Raw genomic sequence first — 20,917 nt, forward strand, 5'->3', positions numbered from 1 at the left:
GGGCGGGGGTGACGGGTTCGATGCGGGACGGCGACGACGAGCAGCCGCGGGTCCGGCAGTGGGCCGAGGCGGCGGACGGCGCCAGCATCTTCCAGGCCGCCCGGGACCTGCACGTGGTGTACGTGGCGGACGTGCGCGCCGCCCGGCGCGCGGCCGCCGCGCCCCCGCACGCCGGCGAGTGCCCGTACCCCGGCCTGGCCTCCTTCGACGAGGCGGACGCCCGCTGGTTCCACGGCCGGGACGCGCTGACCGCCGAGATCCTGGTCGGTCTCGACGCCGGCCTTTCCGTGGCCCCGCCGGGGCCGCTGATCGTCGTCGCACCGTCCGGCGCCGGCAAGTCGTCGCTGTTACGCGCCGGCGTGCTGCCGGCGTTGGCACGCGCCGCGCCCGACCGGCCGCGCGCCGTCGTCCGCACGCCGGGGGCGCGACCACTCGACGCGACGCTCGAACCGGGGGCGGCGCTGGTCGTCGACCAGCTCGAAGAGCTCTTCACCCTCTGCGAGGACGAGGCGGAGCGGGTCGCGTTCCTCGACCGGTTACAGGAGCACGCCCGGCGCGCGCCCGTGATCTGCGCCCTGCGCTCCGACTTCTACGCCCGCGCCGCCGACTACGCCGTGCTCCGCACCGCCCTGGCCACCCGTCAGGTCGTCGTCGGCCCGCTCACGGACGACGGCCTGCGCGAGGCCATCACCCGCCCCGCCGCCGAGGTCGGGCTGAGCGTCGAACCCGGCCTCGTCGAACTGCTCGTGGACGAGCTCGGCCCCGCAGAGGCCGGCCGACTCCCGCTCCTCGCCCACGCGTTGCGTGCCACCTGGCTGCAACGCGAGGGTTCCGTCCTGACGGTCGACGGCTACCGCGCCACCGGCGGCATCCGCCGCGCCGTCGCCACCACCGCCGAGACGACGTACGCGGCGCTCGACTCGGACGACACCAGGGCCGCCGCCCGCGTCCTGTTCCTCCGCCTCACCCGCATCGGCGCCGACGGCACGGACGACACGAGGCGCCCGTTGCCGGCCACCGACCTCGACCCGGCGGCCCTCGACGCGTTCACCGCGGCCCGGCTCCTCACCCGCGACGACGACACCGTCACCATCACCCACGAGGCGCTGCTGCGCGCCTGGCCGCGCCTCCGGGAGTGGATCGACGCCGACCGCGCGGACCGCCTGGTGCGCCAGCGTCTTGAGGAGTCCGCCACCGACTGGGACCGCGCCGGCCGCGACCCCGACCTGTTGTGGGCCGGTAACCGTCTCGCCGCGGCCGAGAGTTCGCCGGTCGACCGGCTGTCCCCCCTCGCGACCGCGTTCCGCGCGGCGGCGAGGGGGCGCGCCCGCCGCGCCGCCGGAATCCGACGCGGCTTCACCACCCTCGTCGCGGTCCTGGCCGTCCTGGCCCTCGGCGCCGCCTTCCTCGCCAACCGGCAGGCCGACACGGCCCGGACGGAACGCGACACGGCCCGCTTCCGCCAGGTCGCGGCCGTCACGGACCAGTTGCGCGACACGGATTCCTCGTTGGCCGCCCAGTTCAACCTGGTGGCGCATCGCATGCGCTCCGAGGACGAGGCGGTACGCCTCGATCTCGTCAACGACGCGGGCGCGACGCTCTCCGTGCCGGTGCCCGAAACGGAAGCCGGAGTTCACGGGGTGTTCTCGGCACGCGGAGGAGACGTTCTGGTCACCAGGCGTGGGGACATGACGGTCGGGCTGTGGGACATCCGGAACCCGGAGGACCCGCGGCCGTTACCCGACCCCGTCTCGGAACCCGTCTACGAGGTGATGCTCGGCGCCGATGGCAGCACCCTCGCCACCGCTGACTGGGACGGGACGGTGCGGCTGTGGCGGATCGGTCACGACGCCACCGTGCGGCCGTTCGGTGAGCCGATCAGCGCGTCCGCGAACACCCCGGTGGCCCTTCGAATAGACCCGACGGGGACGGTGATGGCGACGTCCGAACAGGAAGGCGCGCTCCGGTTCTGGGACATCCGCGACCCCGATCGCGTTGAACCGATCGGTGAGCCGCTGGACGCCGGCCGATTGCCCTCCCTGGGCGCCTTCGCCCCCGACGGCGACCTGGTCGTGACGACCAGTGGTGGTGCGATGACGTTGTGGAACACCCGGGACGCGACCAGAAGGACCGTGTTCGAGGCTCCGGAGATCGACTACTGGGCACCGGTGTTCACCCCGGACGGCACCGCGCTGGCCGCGAACAGCGGAGACGACACGCTCTGGTTCTGGAACATCGCGGACCCCGGGCGACCGCGTGCCATCGGCAATCCCCTTGTCACCGGCCAGGGGAGGACCAGTGGCATCACCTTCGGCCCCGACGGCCGGACGCTGGCCACCAACGGCGAGGACGGGACGGTGCGGCTGTGGCGGCTGGACCGTCCGACCGCCGAACCGACACCGCTCGGCGGTGCGCTGGCGGGCCATACCGGGAGCGTGGTCACGATCGCGTTCAGCGCTGACGGATCGATCCTGGCAGCTGGTGGCGAGGACGGACGGACCGTCGCGTTGACCGGGGAACTCGGCACGGTTTCCCTCTGGGACATCTCCGACCCCGGCCATCCCGTCCAGGCCAGCGGGTCGTTGTCCGACGGCGTCGAGTTCGAGAGGCGCCCGACCTTCAGCCCCGCCGGCGACACGCTCGTCTACGAGGGCAATGACGGAGCCCTGTTACTGGACCTGACCGACCCTCGTCATCCCGTACCGTTCGACGACCGACCGCTGGCGACCGACACGTACGCGTTCTTCGACTCCTTCGCCTTCAGCCCGGACGGCGAGACGCTGGCCGCGCTGGACAGCGCCGCGAGGGATTCGCAGGGCGGAATCCTGCTCTGGGACGTGCGCGATCCCACGGCGCCGGTACCGCTCGGCGATCCCCTTCCGGCCGCTACCACCGGTGCGATGGCGTTCAGCCCGGACGGCGGGCTACTCGCCTTCGGCTCAGAGGGGGACGGCGAGATCCAACTGTGGGACACGACGAGCCGGGAGCGTCCGAGGGCGGTGGGCAACCCGTCGAACCCCGACGCGGAAAGCGGGTTCACCGGCATCCTCTCCCTGGAGTTCAGCCCCGACGGCGACACCCTGTTCGGCAGCGGAGAGGCCGGGCGGATTCTGTTGTGGGACGTTTCCGACCCGGCCGAACCGGCTCTCCTCGGCGACCCGTTGGCGGGCGGCACCGGTACCGTCCGGGGGTCCGTCTGGGGGATGGCACTGAGTCCGGACGGAAGAACGCTGGCGAGTGTGGGTGGGAGCACCGTTCGTCTGTGGGACGTCACCGATCCGACTCGTCCCCGACGGCTGGTCGTTGAGCTGACCGGCCACACTGACGTCATCGACTCGGTCGCTTTCACCCCGGACGGTGGCACCCTGGTCACCGCGAGCAGAGACGGCACGGTCCGCCTGTGGGCGCTGGACCCGGACCGTGCCGCCGAGCGGATCTGCGCCGCGACTCGCGGCGTCCTCACCCCGGAAGTGTGGGAACGGCACCTGCCCGACCAGCCCTACCGTCCGCCGTGCGAAGCTCGGTAACACCTCGCTGGTTGCCGGACAAGAACGGGTGAGGCAGAGGGGAAGAAGCATGACCCGGATTCTCGTCGTGGACGGCGACGAACCGTTCCGCGAGGCGCTGGCCAGGCTGTTGACCGCCGAAAGGTTCGAGGTAGTCGTCGCGGCGACCGGCCGCGCGGGGCTCGAGGTGCTGGAGAGCGACGGTGCCGACTTGGTGCTGCTCGACGCCGTCCTGCCGGACATGTCCGGTCTTGAGGTGTGCCGACAGGTCCTCGGCCGTTCCCAGGCCGCGGTGATCTTCGTCACGATGCGGGACTCCGAGATCGACCGCGTCGTGGGCCTGGAGATCGGCGCCGACGACTATGTCACCAGGCCGTTCTCCAGCCGCGAGCTCGTCGCCCGGATCCGCGCCGTGCTGCGCCGCCGCGGCGACTCGTCCCCGCCGGAGGAGGTGGGGGCGGCCGCGCTGGAGGCCGGCCCGGTGCGGATCGACATCGAGCGGCACGTCGTCGCCGTCGACGGCCGCCAGATCGGCCTCCCGCTCCGCGAGTTCGACCTGCTGACGATCCTGCTCCGCAACGTCGGCCGGGTCCTCACCCGCACCCAGATCATGGACCGCGTCTGGGGCTCCGACTACGTCGGCGACACCAAGACGCTCGACGTCCACGTCAAACGCCTCCGCGACAAGATCGAACCCGACCCCACCGCCCCGCGGCACCTCCTCACGGTCCGCGGGCTCGGCTACAAGTTCCAGCCGTGACACGGGCGTTCCCGCACCCCCGCTACTCGGGCCAGAAGACGGACCGCACCACGGCGACGGTCAGCACCTCGGGCCCGACGTAGTACCGGACGGCGACGCCCGCCACCTCGGCGTCGCGCCGGTCGCGTTCACCGTTGACCGGCACCGAACCGCCGCCGTAGGGGGCCATGGCGAGCACGGTCATCCCGGCGTCGAACCGGGACCTGAGCGGTTCCGGCAGCGCGCTGTGCGCCGGCTCGGCCACCCCGGCGTACGCGACGCGAAACCGGCCCCCCGTCACGCCGCCCCCCGACGACCGACGACGTCGGGCCGTTCGACGAGCTCGCCGCGCGGCATGGTCCTGAAGGTGGGGCGCTGGCTCTCGCGCATCGCTCTCTCTCCTCCGACTCCTCCGATTCGGGTGGTTCCGGCGCGTTATTCCCTTCTGCCCGTCAGGTGAACCTCTCATGGGCGACGGCTCCGGCCACCGCCTCGCCCAGCGCGTTCGCGTCGGGCCGCTTCGCGTCGGGCCGCTTCGCGTTCGTCGTGGTTCATCGCGGTGTCGACGTCCGCGCGTTCGGGCATGCCGCCCATCCGGTACAGCTCGGTGAAGCCCTTGATACCGAACAGGGGGTGCGCAGTTCGTGGCCGGCGTCGGCGTCGGCGTCGGCGTCGGCGACGAAGGCGCGCATGCGTGCGTGGCTGCACCGTGGTCCGCGGACATGGACGGCCGCTGGGCGAACATGAACGCCGGATGGGAACCCCACCCCGGTGAGCGGTGCCGATCGAGGATCACGGGGCCCGGGCTCAGGACCTCCCGGGGAACTCACACGAGAGGTGGGGGGACAGGGCGCGGAGGAATTCGGGCGCGTCGAAGACGGCGCCGGCGGAGGCGACGCCGACGGCCCTGGTCCGTCCGGTGAGGAGGCGGTGGACCGCTTCCACCGCGAGGGGGGCGCTGATGGCGTAGATGTCCTGGCCGGTCGCCACGGCGCGCCGCTCCGCGCTGCCGGAGCGCACGACGACGTCGACCAGGAAGGTCTGCGCGGACCGACCGTGCTCGTCGACGGCGGTCGGCGCGGGGGTGTCCCTGCCCGCCAGGTCCGCGGCCGCCTCGGTGGTCATGTAGGTGCGCACCTCGGGGATGGCCAGGTGGCTGGGGACGGTGACGACGTCGGCCATGGTGAACTCGCCGATCACCTCCCGGGTGCCCATCGGGTGGGGGAAGGACCACTTCAGGGTGGGCGCGGCGTCGTCGCGGTACTCCAGCCGGCCCTGGCTGTAGCGGACCCGCCGGCCGTCCCTGCGGTCCCGGGAGACGGTGCCCGCGGCCCTGGTACCGGCGGTGGGGTGCCAGCTGTTCAGGCCGTAGGCGACGTGCGCCTCGTCGGCCGCCGTCCAGTCGCCCATCGCCGCGGTGACGAGCAGGTCGCCGAGGCCGCCGAAGAAGGCCATCGCCGGGACCAGCACGGTGCCCGCGGCGCGGGCGCGATCCGCGAAGTGGGTGAACGTGTCGAGGTTGGCCTCGATCTCGGCCGCCACGTCCGTGTAGGGGATGCCGGCGCGCAGCGCCGCCTCGATCACCGGGGCGGCGGTCGTGGCGAACGGACCGGCGCAGTTGACGACGGCGGCCGCGCCGGCCAGCGCGCGGTCGAGCGCGGCCGGGTCGTCGACCGGGGCCGGCCGGACCTCGATCCCCGGGTGGGAGGCCGCGAGCGCCCGCAACTGGTCCGCGTCGCGCCCGGAGAGGAGCGGGACGAACCCGCGGTTCAGCAGCTCCGCCACCACGAAACGCCCGGTGTGCCCGTAGGCGCCGTACACCGCCACCGTGTGAGCCGCGTGAGCCGTGTGACCCGTGACCATCAGATCTCCCGCTGTTCTTGAACGATCAACTTCCCCCATCCTGGCGCCGGGTGCCCCACCCGCGCGAGCGTCTGGAACGACACCATGCGTACAGTTCCGGACATGGGCTCTGTCGCGCTGGCCGTCACCGACGGAATGCTGCACTACGAACTGTCCGTGGCCTACGAGGTCTTCGCCTCCGCCCCGGACGCCGTGCGCGTCCCCTGGTACGACGCCGCCCTCTACGGATCGGGGACCGTGCGGGCCGGCCGGTTCCACCTGGAGACCGACCACGGGCTCGACCGGCTCCCGCAGGCCGACACCGTGATCGTCCCCGGCTGGGCCGACATCGACGTGGACCCGCCGGCCGACCTGGTCGAGGCGGTGCGCGCGGCCCACGAGGCGGGCGCGCGGGTGGCCTCCCTCTGCACGGGCGCCTTCGTGCTGGCCGCCGCCGGCCTGCTCGACGGCCGACGCGCGACCACCCACTGGGCGCACACCCGGGAGCTGGCCGCCCGCTACCCCCGGGTGACGGTCGATCCCGACGTGCTCTACGTGGACAACGGCAGCGTGCTCACCTCCGCGGGAAAGGCCGCCGCTATGGACCTGTGCCTGCACCTGGTCCGCCTCGACCACGGCTCGGCGATCGCCAACACGGTCGCCCGCCGGCTGGTCGTGCCCCCGCACCGGGCCGGCGGCCAGGCCCAGTTCGTCACCGCGCCGGTGCCCGCCCGGGACGACCACCCGCTCGCCGAACTCCTTCCCTGGGTGGTCGAGCGGCTCGACCACGCGCTGACCGTGGAGGACCTGGCCCGCCGGGCGAACATGAGCTCGCGCCACCTGAGCCGCCACTTCAGGTCGGTGACCGGCACCACCCCGCTGCGGTGGCTGCTGACCCAGCGCATCCGGCGCGCCCAGGAACTGCTGGAGACCACCGGCGACAGTGTCGACGCCATCGCGGCGGCCACCGGCATGGGCACCGCGACCTCGCTGCGCCGGCACTTCAACCGCACCGTCGGCGTGCCCCCGGACACCTACCGCCGCACCTTCCGCAGCTCCCGCGACTCCCGCGACCCGCGGCCCGGGGCCTGACGACGAGCCGGAAGGGTCAGTGGAGCCGGCCGGCCCGGTGCAGGTGGTCGAAGATCAGTTGGTCGACGGGGGAGACCCGGTCGCGGTCGGCGTAGCCGAGCCACGCCAACTCCTCGATCTCGCTGCTGGGCCGGAGGGTGCCCCGGTAGTCGGCGGTGTAGCAGGTCATCCGGACCGTGACGTCGCCGGCCCGGCCGTGGGCCCGGGCCTCGAACGTGCCGGCGGGCTGGGCGGTTTCGGGCACGATGGTGACGGTGAGCTCCTCGGCGATCTCGCGGACCAGCGTCTCGACGTCGCTCTCGCCGGGCTCGCGCTTGCCGCCGGGGAAGTAGTAGGCGTCCTTGCCGCGGGAGCGGGTGCTGAGGATCTTCCCGTCCTCCAGCCGGAGCCAGGCGATCTTGTCGATGGTGGTGGTCATGGTGGTCCGTGTCCTCGCCGCTCGTTGTTCGTTCGCGGTCGTCACCCTAAGCCGCCCCGGGTCCGGCTGGAATCGCGTCCTGACGCCCGTCCCGATCGCACGTACGGTGCAGGAACTTACTGGCGCGTCAACTTGAGGGAGGCGACGTGTTACGAGCTCGCTTGTACCGTCCGGCGCTGGGTCTCGCCGCCATGGGGCTCGTGCTGACGGCCGCGCCGGCCGCCACCGCCGAGGGGGAGGCGGTGGACGACGGCGGGTGGTCGCGGTCGTTCTACTGGGGCGTGGCGACCTCCGGCTACCAGAGCGAGGGGGACGCCCCGGACAGCAACTGGCGGCGGTGGGTCGAGGAGAACGCGGGCCGGGACGGGGTCGACCCGTACCGGGAGGCCGTCGACTTCCGGCACCGCTACCCGGAGGACATCAGGCTCGCCGCCGAGATGGGCGTGAACACGTTCCGGTTCGGGGTGGAGTGGGCCCGGGTGCAGCCCGCGCCCGGCGTGTGGGACGAGGCGGAGCTGGCGTACTACGACGACGTCGTGGCGCGGATCCTCGACGCCGGGATGACGCCGATGATCACGCTCAACCACTTCACCGAGCCCGGCTGGGTGACGGACCAGGGGAGTTGGGCGGCGGCCGACACCGTCGAGGACTTCCTCGCCTACAGCGAGCGGATCGTCGCGCGCTACGAGGACAGCGGCGCGCTCTGGGTGACGTTCAACGAGCCGCTGGTGCTGCTCAACCACGAGCTGACCGTGGGCGCGCTGGAGTGGTGGGAGTGGCTGCCGGCGCGGGCCAACGTCGTGGACGCGCACCGGCGCGCGTACGACCTGATCCACGCGATCGACGACGACGCCAGGGTGACCAGCAACCAGGCGTTCATCAGCGGCTTCAACGGCCTCACCGACCAGTTCTTCCTGGAACGGTTCGCCGACAAGCTGGACTTCGTCGGGATCGACTACTACTACGGCCTCAGCCTCGACAACCTCTCCGTGATCGCCGCCGCCTCCGGCGCGTTCTGGGACGTGCGGCTCCAGCCGGAGGGCATCTACTACGCGCTGCGCGCCTACCACCGCCGCTTCCCCGACCTGCCGCTGTACATCGTCGAGAACGGCATGCCGACCAACGACGGCGCGCTCCGCGACCCCGGGGTCACCCGGGCCGACAACCTCAACGACACCATCTACTGGGTGCAGCGGGCGAAGGCCGACGGGATGAACGTCATCGGCTACACCTACTGGTCCCTGACCGACAACTACGAGTGGGGCACCTACCGGGCGCGGTTCGGCCTCTACACGGTCGACGCGCTGGACGACCCGACGCTGGAACGGCGGCCCACGGACGCGGTGCCGGCGTACGCGGCGATCACGGAGAACGGCGGCGTCCCGGCCGGCTACGACCTCGTGTCGCGGCCCGGCCTGTGCAACCTGGTGGACTCGCTGGCCAGCTGCCTCGACCCGGCGCGCGAGGACGGGGCGCTTGCGCCGTTGGAGTGAGGCGCGGGCGACGGCGTGCGTCGGTGTGAGTTCCGGCACGTTTCCCCCTTGTTTCCGTGTGTCGACTCCACAGCGTGGGCAGGGCTCGTCGCTGAACAGGCGGACGAAGGGGTCCGCTCGGTAGAATCCGACCGGCCATGGTCCCTTTCGGTCATGAAAGAGCAGCCGACCATGGAAGAGCGAGACAGAACGAGAGGCGAGCACCCGTGGGCCTTGTCGTGCAGAAGTACGGTGGCTCCTCTGTCGCTGATGCCGAGGGCATCAAGCGCGTCGCCAAGCGTGTGATCGCGGCGAAAAAGAACGGTCATCAGGTGGTCGTCGTCGTGTCCGCGATGGGCGACACGACGGACGAGCTGATCGACCTCGCGGGCCAGGTGTCCCCCGTCGCCACCGGGCGCGAACTGGACATGCTGTTGACCTCCGGCGAGCGCATCTCGATGGCGCTGCTCGCGATGGCGATCAAGGCCCTCGGACACGAGGCGCAGTCCTTCACCGGCAGCCAGGCCGGGGTCATCACGGACTCCGTGCACAACAAGGCGCGCATCATCGACGTGACGCCGGGCCGCATCCAGAGCTCGGTCGACGCGGGCAACATCGCGATCGTCGCCGGCTTCCAGGGCGTCTCCCAGAGCGGCAAGGACATCACCACCCTCGGCCGCGGCGGCTCCGACACCACCGCTGTCGCCCTGGCCGCCGCGCTCCAGGCCGAGGTGTGCGAGATCTACACCGACGTCGACGGCGTGTTCACCGCCGACCCGCGGGTGGTGAAGAAGGCCCAGAAGATCGACTGGATCTCGTTCGAGGACATGCTGGAGCTGGCCAGCTCCGGCTCCAAGGTGCTGCTCCACCGTTGTGTGGAGTACGCGCGCCGCTACAACATTCCGATCCACGTCCGGTCATCCTTCTCAGGACTGCCCGGCACCTGGGTCAGCACCGCACCGCTTGGAGGCCAACCGATGGAGCAGGCGATCATCTCGGGCGTGGCCCACGACACCTCCGAGGCCAAGGTCACGGTGGTCGGCGTGCCCGACAAGCCGGGCGAGGCCGCCACCATCTTCCGGGCCATCGCGGACGCCGAGATCAACATCGACATGGTGGTGCAGAACGTCTCCGCCGCGTCGACCGGCCTGACCGACATCTCGTTCACGCTCCCCAAGGACGAGGGCCGCAAGGCGATCGAGGCGCTGGAGCGGCGGCGCGACACCATCGGCTTCGACGCGCTGCGCTACGACGACCAGATCGCCAAGATCTCGCTCGTCGGCGCGGGCATGAAGACCAACCCCGGTGTGACGGCCACCTTCTTCGAGGCGCTGTCCAACGCCGGTGTGAACATCGAGCTGATCTCGACCTCCGAGATCAGGATCTCGGTGGTGACCCGCGAGGACGACGTCAAGGCGGCGGTGCGCGCCGTGCACTCGGCGTTCGGTCTTGACAGCGAGACGGACGAGGCCGTGGTGTACGGAGGAACCGGTCGTTGAGGCGGAACCGGGAGATGTGGGGATAGAGAGGTTCTTACCACCGGATTTGGTCGATGGTGGCCAGATGTGAAGCTCCCGTGACCAAGTCGTAGGGCTGAATGGCTTGCTCCAGGCCAAGGGCCCGGGAGACGATTTCAACTCCCCGTACCGCGAGCGCAACCACGGCGGTGCGGGGAGCGTCTTCAGCTGCCCTCCTCCGGGGCGCGAGAGGCTCTTCGGTTAGGACGTTTCGGGCAGGTGGTCGATGTGGGGGCGAAACAGCCGATACGCCGCCCATGTCGAGCCACGTACAACCTTCGCGGGGGAGAACGTGTCCAACTGGCGTGGCAGAGGTCCTGGAATTCCCGGCAGTGCCCCCACGACGGCTCCCTCGACCAGGATCGTCGCGCGGGGTCGGCGCACGTGGTGGCATGCCCGTGATCGCCCCCCTGCCGGCTCGCGAGCCGGCGGTCGGCGTCAGCGTGCCTGGCAGTACGACTGAGGCCACGGACGACGCGATGGCCGAAGGCACCACCATCGACTTCCTCACCGAGACGTACCGCGCGCACTACCGCTCGCTGCTCGGTCTCGCGGCGCTGCTCCTCGACGACACGGCCTCCTGCGAGGACGTCGTCCAGGAGGCGTTCATCCGTGTCCACTCGGCGCGCGGCCGGGTCAGGGACCCGGAGAAGACGCTCGCCTACCTGCGGCAGACGGTGGTCAACCTGTCGCGCTCCACGCTGCGGCGCCGGATCCTGGGGATGAAGCTGCTCTCCAAGCCGCTGCCGAACATGGCGAGCGCCGAGGAGGGCGCGTACGAGCAGTTGGAGCGGGCCGACCTGATCAAGGCGATGCGGGGGCTCCAGCGGCGGCAGCGTGAGGTGCTGGTGCTGCGGTACTTCGCGGACATGACGGAGGCGGAGGTCGCCAGAACGTTGGGGATCTCCGCCGGCTCGGTGAAGGCGTACGGCTCCCGGGGCATCGCCGCGCTGCGAGTCGCCATGGAGGCGGCGCGATGACACACGGCCCTGCCGGGCCGAACGGTCCGGAGGAACCGGGGGAGGCACGGCGGACCGGTCCTGCCGGCGCCGGGGACGAGGCCTCTTCGGCGCCGCCCGCCGCCGAGTCCGCCGAGTCCGGTGGGTGTGCGGCCGCGAACTCCCCGGCGGAGCCGGGTGAAGGCACCGTGGTGCCCTTCCCGTTCGGGCGGAACGGCCGGCCGGCGGAGCCCGCGGCCGGTGGCGATGGTGTCGGCGTCGGTGAAGGCGTCGGTGACGGTGTCGGTGACGGCGTCGGTGACGGCGAGGCCGAGATCAGGCAGCTGTTCCAGGACGTCGTCGGCGGTCTCGAACCGTCCGCGCAGGCGTTGGAGCAGTTGCGGGAGGCCGTGCCGATGCGGCGTCGGCGTCGGCGCCGCGTGTGGTTGGGCGCGGCGGCGTCCGTCGCGTTGTTCGGGGTCGGCGCGCCCGTCGTGATGTCCGCGGCCGAGCACGTCGGCGGTGGTGGAGGCCAGGCGACCCTGGACGCCGGCGCCGAGCGGACGGCCGGCGGGGAGCCCGCGGGAGGTGGCGACGCCGGCGAGGAGGGTTCGCATCCGGCCGGTGGCGACACCGAGGCGCCTGGCCGGCCGGGCGACGGCGCGGAGGCCGACGGGGAGCCGCCGGCCGCCGGCGACGAGGAGGGCACGGCCACCACGCGGGACAACTCGGAGATGAGCCTGTCCTCGCCCGTCTGCGCCCGCACCCAGCTCGGGGAGGCGCGGACCACGACCGAGTCGCCGGACGCGGAGGGTCGGGTCTACGGCTCGATCCGGCTGGTCAACGTGTCGGACTCGCCGTGCCGCGTCAGCGGCAACGGGGAGTTGGCCGCGCTGCCGGTGGGCATGGCGTCGGTCGACGCGATCCAGATCGTCGACCGCACCGAGGGCGACCGCGCGGAGCGGCTCCCGACCCCGGACGAGACGCACGAGGAACTGGTGCTGCCGCCGGGCGAGGCGTACGAGGTGCAGTTCGCCTGGGTGCCGAGCGGCGCGGCGGTCGGCAGTTGCGACGTGGCCACCGAGCCGGCCGGCTCCGGCGGCCCCTCCCCCAACCTGGAGCGCGGCGAGCCGGTCACCGAGGAGCCGACGGCCACCGGCGGGCAGGGCCCCGACGGCGTCTCGGGCGAGGACGGCGGCGGCGGTGCGACCGGCGAGAGCGGCACCGGCGGCGAGACCACGAGCGGTGCCGGCGGCGGCGAGACCGGCGGCGAGAGCCCGGGGACCGGAGCGAGCGGGGAGACCGGCGGCGACGGCACGTCCGGCGGTGAGACGCCGGGCAGCACGGTCGGCGGTGACGGCGTGGACGGCGCCACCGACGGCGTGGTGCTGCGCTACACCCCGGAGGCCGGTCAGCCCGAGGCGGCGCAGATCATGCTGGAGGGCTCGTGCTCCGGCACCATCTATCGCACGGGTGTTCTCCAGGCCCCGACCGAATAGGCGCGGGCGGGCGGAAGTACCGTTGGGGCCGTGTACCGGTTCCTGCTCACGCCGCGCTGGTGGGCGATCAACGTGTTCGTGCTGCTGGCGATCCCGGTCTGCCTGGTCGCCGGCATGTGGCAGCTCGGCCGCTTCGAGGACCAGGTCGCCACCCACCGGGAGCAACAGGAGCGGGCCGAGCGCGGCCCGGGCGAGGCCCGGCCGCTGGCCGAGCTGCTGCCGCTGACCACCGAGACGGTCGGCGAGCAGGCCGAGGTGCGCGGCAGCTACGACGCCGGGGGTCAGCTCCTCGTGCCGGGGCGGCAGTTGGACGGCGAGCTCGGCTTCTACGTGCTGACCCCGCTGCTGCCGGCCGACGGCGGCCCCGCGGTGCCGGTGGTGCGCGGCTGGCTGCCGGGCGAGGCCGACCCGGCGGCGGCCCCGGCCGCGCCGGCCGGCGAGGTGGCGGTGGTCGGCGCGTTGCAGGCCGCCGAGTCGCCGAGCAAGGTGGACGGGCCGACCGACGGGCTGCCGGCCGGGCAGCTCGGCGTGATCAGCGCCGCCTCCCTCATCAACGTGCTGTCGTACCCGGTCGGCGACCCCTGGATCACGGTCACGGACGCCGTCGCGCCCATGACCCCGGTGCCGGCGGTCGCGCCGACCGGCACCGGGCTCGACATGGACGCGTTCCAGAACCTGGGCTACACCGCCGAGTGGTTCGTCTTCGCGGCCTTCGTCGTCTTCATGTGGTTCCGGCTCGTCCGCCGCGAGGTGGAGGCCAGGCAGGACGCCGAGCTCGCCCTCGTCGCGGCGGGCCAGCCCGAGGCCCGGACCGAGGCCCAGGCCCCGGCCGACGCCGAGGCCGAGGCCGACGCCGAGGCCGAGACCGGGGTCACTCCTGAGCCGGCAGGTGTTCCCGCGCGAACCGGATCTCCTGCGCCACCTGCCTGATCCGCTCCTCCACCACCAGTGAGCCGTGCCCGGCGTCGTAGCGGTAGACCTCGTGCGTCGCGCCACGGGCCGCGAGCCGGTCCACGTAGTTGTCGATCTGCCGGATCGGGCAGCGCGGGTCGTTGACGCCGGCCGAGAGGTAGACGGGCGCCCGCACGTCGTCGACGTACGTGATCGGCGACGAGGCCGCCCACCGCTCCGGCTGCTCCTCCGGGGTGCCGCCGAGCAGCGTGCGGTCCATCGCCTTCAGCGCCTCCATCTCGTCGTGGTAGGCGGTGACGTAGTCGGCGACCGGCACCGCGGCCACGCCCACCGTCCAGGCGTCCGGCTGGGTGCCGAGGCCGAGCAGCGTCAGATAGCCGCCCCAGGAGCCGCCGGTGAGGACGAGCCGCGCCGGGTCGGCCAGGCCCTCGGCCACGCACCACTCGCGGACGGCGGCGATGTCCTCCAGCTCGATCAGGCCGACGCGGTGCTTGAGCGCGTCCGTCCAGGCGCGCCCGTAGCCGGTGGAACCGCGGTAGTTGACGCGGACGACGGCGAAGCCGTGGTCGAGCCAGGCGGCGGGCCCGGCGGCGAACGCGTCGCTGTCGTGCCAGGTGGGGCCGCCGTGGATCTCGAAGACGGTCGGGAAGGGCGCCTCGCCGGTGGCCGGCCGCTGGATCAGCGCGTGCACCGTGCCGCCCGGGCTCTCGACCCAGGCGTCGGTGACCGGGAGCGAGGCCGGCGGCCGCATGCCGGGCGGTTCGAGCACGGTCGCGCCGCTGGTGGAGCGGATCCGCGGCGGCTCGGCGGCCGAGGACCACAGGTACTCGGCCGAGCCGTCGGGGCGGGCGGTGGCGCCCGAGATGGTGCCGGGCGGGGTGTCCACGCGCCGCGTCCCGCCGGTGGCGAGGTCGTGGCGGTGGAGTTCGGAGCGCGCCTGGTGGGAGTGCTCGACCAGCAGCGCGCCGGCGTCCGGGTACCACTCGGCGTCGACGTCGCCCGGCAGGTCGAGGCGGGGCTCGGTGAGCTCGCCGGTCAGTGGGTTCCAGATCGCCGGCTCCCAACGGCCGCGCCGCTGGTGGCCGATGAGCAGCCGCGGGTCGCCGTCGACGGGCGCGAAGCCGAGGACGGTCAGGCCCAGCTCGCGGGTGCCGCCCTCGGTGTCGTCGAGCTCGGCGACCGGGCTGCCGTCGAGGCGGACGACGCGGATCGCGGAGTGCATCGCGTCGCCGTGCTCGGTGTGCTCGATGGCCAGCAGCGTGCCGTCGTGCGAGAGGTCGCCGACGCCGCCCGACTGGCGGTGCCGGTAGATCTCCACCGGCTCGGCGGCGCCGGGGCGCGCGACGTGCACGGTGGTGCCGTCCTCCTCGGTCATCCGGCCGACGACGACGGTGCCGTCCCGGCCGAGCGCGAGGCCGGCGGAGTAGGCCGGGTCGAGCCCGGAGACGGCCGGCTCGTCGGGGCCGCCGTCGAACGGCTGCCGCTGCCAGACGCCGAACTCGTCGCCGTCGGTGTCGGCGAACCACCAGATCCAGGCGCCGTCCGGGGTGAGCGTGCCGTGCACGGTGCCGTTGGGGCGGTCGGTGGCCTGGCGCCGCTTGTCGCTGTCGCGGTCCCAGGCGTAGAGCTCGAAGGTGCCGGTCGCGTTGGAGACGAAGAGCGACCGCGCGGGCGCCTCGTGCGCCCACTGCGGCAGGCTCACGCGGGGCGCGCGGAATCGCTTCTCCCAGTCGGGCATCTCGGGCGAATCCGGCCCGTCGGGCGAACCGGGCGCCGTGCTGGCGGCGTTGACGTCGTCGGTCATGTGCTCAGTTCTACCTGAACGCCGCCGGAACGGCCGCCGGGTTCGCCCCGCCCCTGGTCAGGCCCCTGGTCAGGCCCCCGGTCGCGCCTCTGGTCACGCCTCCGGCGTCAGCTCCACCTGGAGCTCGACCTCGACCGGTGCGTCGAGCGGGAGCACCGCCACGCCCACCGCGCTGCGCGCGTGCTGGCCGCGCTCGCCGAAGACCTCGCCGAGCAGCTCGCTCGCGCCGTTGATCACCTGCGGCTGGCCGGTGAAGTCCGGCGCCGAGGCGACGAAGCCCAGCACCTTGACGACGCGCGCCACCCGGTCCAGGTCACCGACCACGGACTTCACGGCGGCCAGCGCGTTGAGCGCGCAGACCGCCGCCAGCTCCCTGGCCTGCTCGGCCGAGACCTCGGCGCCGACCTTGCCGGCCGCCGGTAGCGCGCCGTCCACCAGCGGGACCTGGCCCGAGGTGTAGACGTAGGGGCCGGTCCGCACGGCCGGCACGTAGGCCGCCACCGGCGGCACCAACGGCGGCAGCCGCAGGCCCAGTTCGGTCAACCGCCGCTCGACGGCGCTCACGCCTCGTCCTTGGGACGCTTGAAGTACGCGACCAGCTGCTCCGGGTTGGGGCCCGGGATGACCTGGACCAACTCCCAGCCGTCCTGGCCCCAGTTGTCGAGGATCTGCTTGGTCGCGTGCACCAGCAGCGGCACGGTGGCGTATTCCCACTTAGTCATGCCGCTCACTCTAGCCAGCCGCCACGCCGGTCACGTCCGCCACGTCCGCCACGGCGTCCTCCGGCGTCAGCCCGACCCCGGCCGCGGCCCCCGCCGCGAACGCGGCGGCGAAGGCGTCCGCGCCCAGGGCGGCGCGGGCGGCGGCCGTGGCGCGGTCGACATCGCGGCGCTCGGCGGCCGGCAGCGGCGTGCCGACGGACGCGCGCGCCGCCGCGGCCGCCCCGAGCGCCGTGGCGGCCCGGCCCGGCTCGCCGGCCAGCGCCAGCGCGCCCGCCAGCCCCTCGAACGCCAGCGCCACGGCTCGGGGATCCCCGAGCCGCCGGGCCTCGGCGAGGCCGGCCAGGTGGCGTTCGTGCGCCGTCGCCGGGTCGCCGCGCAGCTCGGCGACGAAGCCGAGCTCGGCGAGCACCAGGGTGAGCGCCGGGCCGTAGTCCGTCGCCCTGAACCAGTCGAGCAGGCCGGCGAGCCGCGCCTCGGCCGCCGCCAACTCGCCGGCCCGGCGGGCGCCGAGCGCCAGCCCGAGCTCGGCGCCGACCTGGCCCTGCCGGAAGCCGTGCTCGGTGGCGAGCGCCAGGGCCCGCTGGTGGTGCGCCTCGGCGCCCGCGAGGTCGCCGGTCAGCAGGGCGATCCGGCCGAGGCCGGTCAGCCGGTGCACGGCCGCCGTCCCCCGGCCCAACTCCTCGGCCACGCGCAGCCCCTCGGCGTGCAGCGCGGCGGCCCGGGCGTGGTCCCCCGCGATCTCGGCCAGCGAGGCGAGCGGGAAGACGACGCCCGACCGGCTCCAGTCGTCCCCGAGCTCCCGGAAGACCCGGTCCGCCCACTCCGCGTGCCGCCCGGTCGCCGCCAGGTCGCCGCGGGCCAGCGCGTGCCTGGCCAGGACGGAGCGCGCCGCGGCCTCGCCCCACCCGTCGCCGAGCGCCGCGAAGTCGGCCGCGGCCTGGCCGGCGTTCCGCTCCCCGTCGGCCACCGCGGTGGCGCCGAGCCGCGCGTGGGCGAGGAACCAGCGGGCCGTGGCGCGGGCCGCCGCGTCGCCGTCCAACGCCCGCAGCGCCGCGTCGACGTCGGCCGCCGGGACGGCCTCGGCGTCGCCCTGGAGCAGTGCGACGCCGTGCCCCCAGACGGTGGCCAGGGCGGCCGGCGCCGTGTCCTCCGGGCCGGCGGCCGCCACGGCCCTGGCCAGCGCGCGGCGTGCCTCGCCGAGGCGGCCGCTCACCACCCAGTACCAGGCGAGCGCGTTCACCAGCCGCAGCGCCTCGCCCGGCGCCGCGCCGGGCGCCGTCGCCAGGTCGATCGCCCGGCGCAGGTTGCCGGTCTCCGCGTCCAGCCGGGCCAGCCACCGCCGTTGCTCCCGGCCGCGCAGCGCGGGCGCCGCGCGCTCCGCCAGCTCCCGGTGGTACCGCACGTGCCGGCGGTGCGTCGCCGCCTCCTCGCCGTCCGCCCGCAGCCGCTCGGCGCCGTACTCCCGCACCGACTCGAGCAGCCGGTACCTCGGCCCCTCGGGGCGGTCGTCGAGCACCACGAGCGAGCGGTCCACCAGCCGGCCCAACAGGTCGAGCACGGCGTCCGGTTCGACGCCGTCCCCGCCGCAGACCGCGGCGGCCGCCTCGGGAGCGCAGCCGTCGACGGCGACCGACAGCCGGCGCAGCACCGCGCGTTCCGCCTCGCCGAGCGGCTCCCAGCTCCAGTCGAGCACGGCGCGCAGCGTGCGCTGCCTGGGCGGCGCGTCCCGGTAGCCGTTGGTCAGCACCGCGAACCGGTCGTCGAGGCGGGCGACCAGGCCGTGCAGGCCCAGGGTCCGCGCCCGTGAGGCGGCCAGTTCCAGGGCGAGCGGCAGGCCGTCGAGCCGCCGGCAGATCACCGCCACGGCCCGGGCGGCGTCCGGACTCGGCCCGCCGGGGGCGCCGGCCACGCGCTCCAGGAAGAGCCGGGCCGCGCTCGACGCCGCCACCGCCGCCGGCCAGTCCGCCGCCTCGGCCGGCGGCGGAGTCAACGGCTCGACGCGCCACAGCCGTTCGCCGCCGATGCCGAGCGGCTCGCGGCTGGTGGCCAGGATCCGCAGGCCCGGCACGGCGCGCAGCAGCGCCTCGGCGAGGGCGGCGGCGTCGGCCGTCAGATGCTCGCAGTTGTCGAGCACCAGCAGCAGGCGGCGGTCGCGGAGCGCCGCGGCCAGCCGCCCCAGGTTCACGGCCTCCGGGGCGGGGGTCCCCACCGTGTCGACGCCGGCCGCCTCCGACCCCTCGGCGTCGCGGATGCCCAGCGCGGCGAGGACCGTCTCGGTCAACGCGCACAGCGCCTCGTCGTCGCAGTCGGCCGGCTCGGTGCCGGCCAGCTCCACCAGCCGGACCCCGTCGGGGAAGGCGTCCGCGAGGCCGCGCGCCACCTCGACGGCGAGCCGCGACTTGCCGACCCCGCCGGGGCCGACGAGCGTGAGCAGCCGCCCCTGGCCGGTGCCGGTCAACAGCTGCCGGACGCCCGCCAGGTCGTCGTCCCGGCCTACCAACCCGCCGACGGGCGCCGGCAGCCGCACCGCCGGCCGGTGCGCCGGGCGCGCGGCGGTCCGCTCCGGCTCGCCGCGCAGGATCGCCTCGTGCAACGCCGTCAGCTCGGGGCCCGGGTCGAGGCCGAGTTCGGTGGCGAGCGCCCGCCGCAGCTCCTGGTAGCCGGCCAGCGCCTCGCCCTGCCGGCCGGCCAGGTGCAGCGCCCGCAGATGCAGGCCGCGCAGCCGTTCCCGCGTCGGATGCCGCGCCACCGTCTCGGCCAACTCGGCCGCCAACGCCAGGTGTTCGCCCAGCTCCAGCCGGGCCTCGGCCAGCTCCTCCCGGGCGGTGAGCCATTCCTCGGCCAGCCGGTCGACGGCGGCGCGGGCGAACGCCGCGTCGGCGAACTCCGCGAACGCCTCGCCGCGCCACAGCCGCAGCGCCTCGCCGAGCAGCTCGGCCCGCTCCCGCGGGCCGCCCGCCGCCCGCGCGGCGGCGGTGAGTTCGGCGAAGCGGCCCGCGTCGGTCTCCCGCGGCGCGACGTCGAGCGTGTAGCCGGCGGGCCCCGACGTCAGCAGCCGACGGCCGTTCGGCTCGGCCGCGTCGAGCGCCCGCCGCAGCCGCGAGATCCTGCCCTGCAGGGCGTTGGCGGGATGGAGCGGCGGCTCGGCGCCCCAGACGGAGTCCACCAGCCGGCCCACGCCGACCGGCCGGCCCGGCCGCACCAGCAACCGGGCGAGCACGGTGCGGGCCTTCGGCTCGGGAAGCCGCACCGGCGTGCCGTCCGACGCCCAGAGCGCCAGCGGGCCCAGCACCCCGAATCGCATCCGGCCACGATACCCGCGTCACCGATCCGACCCCGGCGACAGCGGTCCGACAGCGGCCCGACAGCCGCCCCGCGCACCGTGGTTCCGGAACCCACAGGGGAACCCGCACCGAACCCCGTACCGAAAGCCCGCACCGAACCCCGTACCGAAAGCCCGCACCGAACCCCGCACCGAAAGCCCGCAGCGGAACCAGCGCGACGAACCAAGGAGCCCGCCATGAACGGCACGACGACCTTCTCCACCGCCACCCCGATCACCGTCCTCGGCCTCGGCAACCTCGGGTCGGCGCTCGCCGGAGCCCTGCTCGACCGCGGCCACCCCACCACGGTCTGGAACCGCACGGCCGGCCGCGCCGACCCCCTGGTGGCGCGGGGCGCCCGCCGCGCCACGACGGTCGCCGAGGCGGTGGCGGCCAGCCCGCTGGTCGTCGTCTGCGTCCTCGACTACGACGCGGCCTCCGCCCTCCTCGCGCCCGCCGCCGACGTGCTCGCCGACCGCACCCTGGTGAACATCACGTCCGGCACCCCGGAACCCGTCAGGGAGTTGGCCGCCTGGGCCACCGGACACGGCGCCCGCTACCTCGACGGCGCGGTCTACGCCGTGCCCCAGACCATCGGCACCCCCGAGGCGTTCGTCCTCTACAGCGGCTCGCGGGAGGCGTTCGACGCCACCCGCGGGGTGCTCGACCCGGCGCTGGGCGCCGGCACCCTCGTCGGCACGGACCCGACGCTCGCCTCCGTCCAGGACATGGCCGTGCTCAGCGCGATGTACGGCCTGTTCGGCGGCTTCTTCCACAGCCTGGCCCTGGCCAGGACGGCGGGCATCACCGCCGCCGACATCACCGTGCCCCTCGTGCGCTGGCTCACCTCGGCGGTCGCCACGCTCCCGGACTTCGCCCGCGACATCGACTCCGGCGACTACACGACCGACACCTCGACCATCGACATCAACCGCGCCGGCCTGGCCGCCATCCTGACCGCCGGCCGCGAGCGGGGCCTCGACGACCGGCTGCTGGCGCCGGTGCTCGACCTCTACGAGCGGCAGGCCGCCCAGGGCCACGGCACCTCCAGCATGGCCCGCGCGTTCGAGTCCCTCGACGCTCTCGACTCCCTCGCCGGAGGGAAGGGTTCCGCCGTCGCTTAGGCTCGCCGA

General features: G+C 74.1%; 16 protein-coding genes. 9 read left to right on the forward strand and 7 right to left on the reverse strand.

Annotated elements, in window-relative coordinates:
• Positions 1-3,527, forward strand: a 3,527-nt coding sequence (locus tag E1283_RS03900) for an nSTAND1 domain-containing NTPase (protein WP_207930285.1), incomplete at its 5' end; no start/stop codon positions are given.
• 49 nt (positions 3,528-3,576) lie between these two features.
• On the forward strand, positions 3,577-4,266 hold the full coding sequence (locus E1283_RS03905) for a response regulator transcription factor (RefSeq protein WP_132816437.1): 690 nt from the start codon (positions 3,577-3,579) through the stop codon (positions 4,264-4,266).
• Positions 4,267-4,288: 22 nt separating this feature from the next.
• Here E1283_RS03905 and E1283_RS03910 read toward each other — a convergent pair whose 3' ends face one another.
• The gene (locus E1283_RS03910; RefSeq protein WP_132816438.1) at positions 4,289-4,546 is read right to left on the reverse strand and encodes a hypothetical protein; all 258 of its coding nucleotides are present in this window, start codon (positions 4,544-4,546) and stop codon (positions 4,289-4,291) included.
• A gap of 506 nt (positions 4,547-5,052) precedes the next feature.
• Positions 5,053-6,108 (reverse strand): saccharopine dehydrogenase family protein, encoded by a 1,056-nt coding sequence (locus E1283_RS03920; protein WP_132816439.1) that lies wholly within the window; start codon positions 6,106-6,108, stop codon positions 5,053-5,055.
• 102 nt (positions 6,109-6,210) lie between these two features.
• On the opposite strand from E1283_RS03920, the gene E1283_RS03925 reads away from it, so the two are divergent.
• Positions 6,211-7,179 (forward strand): helix-turn-helix domain-containing protein, encoded by a 969-nt coding sequence (locus E1283_RS03925; RefSeq protein ID WP_132816440.1) that lies wholly within the window; start codon positions 6,211-6,213, stop codon positions 7,177-7,179.
• A 16-nt stretch (positions 7,180-7,195) separates the two neighbouring features.
• On the opposite strand, the gene E1283_RS03930 is transcribed toward E1283_RS03925, so the two are convergent.
• Entirely contained in the window at positions 7,196-7,597 is a 402-nt protein-coding gene (locus E1283_RS03930) for an NUDIX hydrolase (protein WP_132816441.1), read from the reverse strand.
• Between the two features lie 146 nt (positions 7,598-7,743).
• Between E1283_RS03930 and E1283_RS03935 the strand changes: the two genes are divergently transcribed.
• The 5 genes from E1283_RS03935 to E1283_RS03955 all read left to right on the forward strand — a co-directional run bounded on the left by E1283_RS03935 (position 7,744) and on the right by E1283_RS03955 (position 13,953).
• Positions 7,744-9,090, forward strand: a complete 1,347-nt coding sequence (locus tag E1283_RS03935; protein WP_207930286.1) for a glycoside hydrolase family 1 protein — start codon at positions 7,744-7,746, stop codon at positions 9,088-9,090.
• Between the two features lie 206 nt (positions 9,091-9,296).
• Positions 9,297-10,568, forward strand: coding sequence for an aspartate kinase (locus tag E1283_RS03940; protein WP_132816442.1), 1,272 nt, complete (start codon positions 9,297-9,299; stop codon positions 10,566-10,568).
• Positions 10,569-10,891: 323 nt separating this feature from the next.
• Positions 10,892-11,566 carry a SigE family RNA polymerase sigma factor gene (locus E1283_RS03945; protein ID WP_132816443.1) on the forward strand — a complete coding sequence of 225 codons (675 nt, stop codon included), beginning with the start codon at positions 10,892-10,894 and terminating at the stop codon, positions 11,564-11,566.
• 167 nt (positions 11,567-11,733) lie between these two features.
• Positions 11,734-13,023: a hypothetical protein gene (locus E1283_RS03950; RefSeq protein ID WP_132816444.1), complete on the forward strand. Its 1,290-nt coding sequence runs from the start codon at positions 11,734-11,736 to the stop codon at positions 13,021-13,023.
• Between the two features lie 30 nt (positions 13,024-13,053).
• Entirely contained in the window at positions 13,054-13,953 is a 900-nt protein-coding gene (locus E1283_RS03955) for an SURF1 family protein (RefSeq protein ID WP_132816445.1), read from the forward strand.
• Here the strand turns inward: E1283_RS03955 and E1283_RS03960 are convergent.
• The 4 genes from E1283_RS03960 to E1283_RS03975 all read right to left on the reverse strand — a co-directional run bounded on the left by E1283_RS03960 (position 13,895) and on the right by E1283_RS03975 (position 19,765).
• Complete coding sequence (locus tag E1283_RS03960; RefSeq protein ID WP_132816446.1) at positions 13,895-15,739, reverse strand: S9 family peptidase; 1,845 nt, start codon at positions 15,737-15,739, stop codon at positions 13,895-13,897. The two genes, E1283_RS03955 and E1283_RS03960, sit on opposite strands and share 59 nt — an antisense overlap.
• Positions 15,740-15,832: 93 nt before the next feature.
• Positions 15,833-16,303 carry a RidA family protein gene (locus tag E1283_RS03965; RefSeq protein ID WP_132816447.1) on the reverse strand — a complete coding sequence of 157 codons (471 nt, stop codon included), beginning with the start codon at positions 16,301-16,303 and terminating at the stop codon, positions 15,833-15,835.
• Positions 16,300-16,461 (reverse strand): Sp36 family protein, encoded by a 162-nt coding sequence (gene sp36, locus E1283_RS03970; protein WP_132816448.1) that lies wholly within the window; start codon positions 16,459-16,461, stop codon positions 16,300-16,302. Before sp36 ends, E1283_RS03965 begins: the two co-directional genes overlap by 4 nt.
• A 10-nt stretch (positions 16,462-16,471) precedes the next feature.
• Entirely contained in the window at positions 16,472-19,765 is a 3,294-nt protein-coding gene (locus E1283_RS03975) for an AfsR/SARP family transcriptional regulator (protein WP_132816449.1), read from the reverse strand.
• Positions 19,766-19,981: 216 nt separating this feature from the next.
• Here E1283_RS03975 and E1283_RS03980 point away from each other — a divergent pair, with 216 nt between their 5' ends.
• A complete protein-coding gene (locus E1283_RS03980) occupies positions 19,982-20,908 on the forward strand; it encodes an NAD(P)-dependent oxidoreductase (RefSeq protein ID WP_132816450.1) in 927 nt (308 codons plus the stop codon).
• Positions 20,909-20,917: the final 9 nt, after the last annotated feature.

Source organism: Streptomyces hainanensis (assembly GCF_004348415.1).
Classification (GTDB): domain Bacteria; phylum Actinomycetota; class Actinomycetes; order Streptomycetales; family Streptomycetaceae; genus Streptomyces; species Streptomyces hainanensis.

Excerpts from the sequence above, each read along its gene's own strand:
- E1283_RS03980 (WP_132816450.1), top strand. The coding sequence starts at position 19,982 with ATGAACGGCACGACGACCTTCTCCACCGCCACCCCGATCACCGTCCTC.
- E1283_RS03925 (WP_132816440.1), top strand. The coding sequence starts at position 6,211 with ATGGGCTCTGTCGCGCTGGCCGTCACCGACGGAATGCTGCACTACGAA.
- E1283_RS03920 (WP_132816439.1), bottom strand. The coding sequence starts at position 6,108 with ATGGTCACGGGTCACACGGCTCACGCGGCTCACACGGTGGCGGTGTAC.
- E1283_RS03975 (WP_132816449.1), bottom strand. The coding sequence starts at position 19,765 with ATGCGATTCGGGGTGCTGGGCCCGCTGGCGCTCTGGGCGTCGGACGGC.
- E1283_RS03960 (WP_132816446.1), bottom strand. The coding sequence starts at position 15,739 with ATGACCGACGACGTCAACGCCGCCAGCACGGCGCCCGGTTCGCCCGAC.
- E1283_RS03930 (WP_132816441.1), bottom strand. The coding sequence starts at position 7,597 with ATGACCACCACCATCGACAAGATCGCCTGGCTCCGGCTGGAGGACGGG.
- sp36 (WP_132816448.1), bottom strand. The coding sequence starts at position 16,461 with ATGACTAAGTGGGAATACGCCACCGTGCCGCTGCTGGTGCACGCGACC.
- E1283_RS03905 (WP_132816437.1), top strand. The coding sequence starts at position 3,577 with ATGACCCGGATTCTCGTCGTGGACGGCGACGAACCGTTCCGCGAGGCG.